This window comes from Gemmatimonas sp., from assembly GCF_046594945.1.
In the GTDB taxonomy this organism is placed as follows: Bacteria; Gemmatimonadota; Gemmatimonadetes; order Gemmatimonadales; family Gemmatimonadaceae; genus Gemmatimonas.
Window position 1 is genome coordinate 1 of the sequence record NZ_JBKJRB010000144.1, and the last position, 2,687, is coordinate 2,687.

The following is a 2,687-nucleotide window of genomic DNA, read 5'->3' on the forward strand; positions in this document are numbered from 1 at the left end:
TGCGTAGCCGACGCACGCGCTCCTTCTCCCGCGCGGCCTCGGCCTCGGCGGCGTGCGCCCGGAGGTACGCGGCGCGCGCCTCGTCCGACCCCGGCTCGTCGATCGTGAAGCCTTCGCGGATCTCGTCCTGCAGCCGGAGCTCCCACGCGTAGGACTTCGCCGGGTGGTAGCGCCAGAAGCAGTGGTGCGCGACCGCGAGGCTCGGATCCTCCTTGCACTTCGCGTCGGCGCGCGAAGGGAAGTAGCGCTTCGCGAGGTGCGCCCAGTCGTAGTCCTTCTTCCCCTCGGCGGCGCACAGCTGCTTCCACCACTTCTTCGGATCGCTCCACTGCGGCGACAGGAGCGGCCAGAGCGCGGCGCTGTTGATCATCACGCCGTCGTCGAGGTCCATGGAGAAGCTCGCATCGACCTCGCGTGGCGGGCATGCGGGATCGGTGGGCGGCGCGCCGCGCTCGGCGCAATGCGAGACCGCGGCGATGAAGTCGGCGAGCTCGTCGCGGAGCCGCTTGACGGTGTCGTAGGCCTTGCCCGCGGCGATCGCCGCCTTTTTGTCGGAGCTCGCGCGCGTGGTGTTGGCGTCGTGGATCTCCGCGTCGAGCTGGCGGAGCACCGGGTGGAGGTGGTCGGCGAGGAGCGTCGCGAGCGTCGCGTCGGTGAAGCGATGGATGCTCACCCAGGCGACGAAGGACTTCTTCTCGCCCGAGAGCGGGAAGTAGATGGGGCGGTTCTCATAGAGTGCCTTGTGGTAGGCGAAGAAGTCTTTGCGGAGCCAGTCGCGGAGCGGCGGCTTCTTGCCCGAGGCGGGGGTGAAAGCGTCCCAGGCGGCGAGGAGCGGGGCGAGGCTCGGGTGGGTGAGCGCGTCGGGGTAGGCGTCGTTCGGCGCGACGAAGAGGATGCCGGTGGGGAGCGCGGTGTTTGGGGCGGTGTCGAGGATGCCTTCGCCGCTGGCGCCGAAACGGCCGAGGGCGACGCCGATGGCGAAGGAGACGTGGGCTTCAGGGTCGGGCCGGTCGTATTCGGGGGCGTAGGGCGGGAGTGGAGCACCTTCGGGACGATCTACAGCGAGCTGAGCCCACTGTTGCACGCAGCGCCACGGTGAACTCGCGGGGACATTGAAGTCTCGGGATGGTTCACGCGCTGCTTCGTGTTGGCGAAACGCCTCGACGATGGTCGACACGATCGTGTCCGCGTATTCGACCGCGAACAACGAGAGTCGCTCAACGTCACTAACTTGAAAGTGAATCGTGGGGTTGAGCGACTGCAGGACTTCCTTTGCGATTGAACGATTCATCGCACATAGCGTCCCGGCGATGGCCTGCGCTGGCGGGAAGATCGACTGCCCCATGACGTCGAACACACTCGCTCTCAAGTGGAGTCGCGCCGAAAAATTCGCGCCGATTGCGGTGAACGCGATCCCTTTCTTGAAGTACCAGTGCTCGTTCTTGATTTGGCGAGAATAGGAGCCGTACCCATGCTCAGCGTAAACGCGTGGTTGCAGACCCAAGCCATCCCAGCGCACCACATGAGAGGAGGGATCGCACCACGCGCTTCCGTCCGCTCCCTTGATGTACGGCGCCCAATGTTTGTTGCCACCATCTGTAGGGGCGACCTCGAACCAGCGGCGCAAGAACCGCGTATTATCAGACGTCGCCGCGCCCGAACGCACAGACGAGACATCGCCGAGCTTCGGCGCGGCCGCATACCTGTCGAGGAACTCCTTCGTCCACCAGTAGACGATGGGCTCGCCGTCGATGACCGCGAACGCCTTCGGGTCGAACTCGTAGCGACCCACCTGCGCGAGGAGCGCGGCAGCCGTCCGAGTGGGTTGATCCTTCGCGATCGCGCCCGCATTCTCAAACGTGCGAAGTGCAACGCTACCGCCGACGCGCGGGAAGTGCGGTCGAAGTAGCGTTGCAGAGGTCGAGATCAGCTGCGATCCCTCTCCGAACGCACTTTTGCCAAAATCTGCAATCAGCGAGATACCGACACGGAGAAGCCGCGCGCGAAGGCCTTCGAACGCGCCGAGGGACATCCAGTTGCTGAGAGTCACGAGACCGCACGCGCCACCAACTCGCGCCAACTCCAGACACCGCACGAAGAACGATGCAAACAAGTCAGCGCGGCCTTCCTCGCAAATCGTGGAGAAGGTTTTCGACTCGGCGAGCTTGCTCGTGGAATGATACGGCGGGTTTCCCACCACCACGTCGTACCGCCCGTCCTTCGCGAGCTCGACGAACCGCACCCCCGCCGCTAGCTGCTCCCCCTCGAGCCTCAGCCCGAGATCACTCTCCGCCGCATGCGCATCGAGGAACGACGCCAGGTGCGCCTCCAAGCGCGCGCGATGCTTCCGCGCGGCGTGCGCGAAAAGCGGCTCCTCGCGCTCCTGCTCGTCGAGAAGCGCGCCGATATCGCGATCCACGCGCAGCAGCGTGCCGAGGTGATCCACACCCTTCAACGCGTCAACCAGCCGCGTGGTCGTCTCGCGAGGCACCCCGAGCTGCGCGAGCTCCGTCTCGAGCGCCACGCGGGCGGGATCGTCCTTGGGCAGCGCCGCGAGTCGAAAGTTCGGCGCCACCAGGTTCATCCGCGAGAGCCGCGCGTCGGGCGCGTGCAGCTTCGCGCGGAGCCACAACGCGGCGGCGGCGATCTGAATCGCGCGCGCGTCGATGTCGATCCCGTGCAGGTTG

General features: G+C 66.1%; 1 protein-coding gene. It reads right to left on the reverse strand.

Annotation, left to right across the window (positions count from 1 at the left end; all coding sequences use genetic code 11):
- The coding region (gene pglX / locus ACLL97_RS17565; RefSeq protein ID WP_411281780.1) for a BREX-6 system adenine-specific DNA-methyltransferase PglX at window positions 1-2,687 on the reverse strand (2,687 nt) is incomplete at both ends.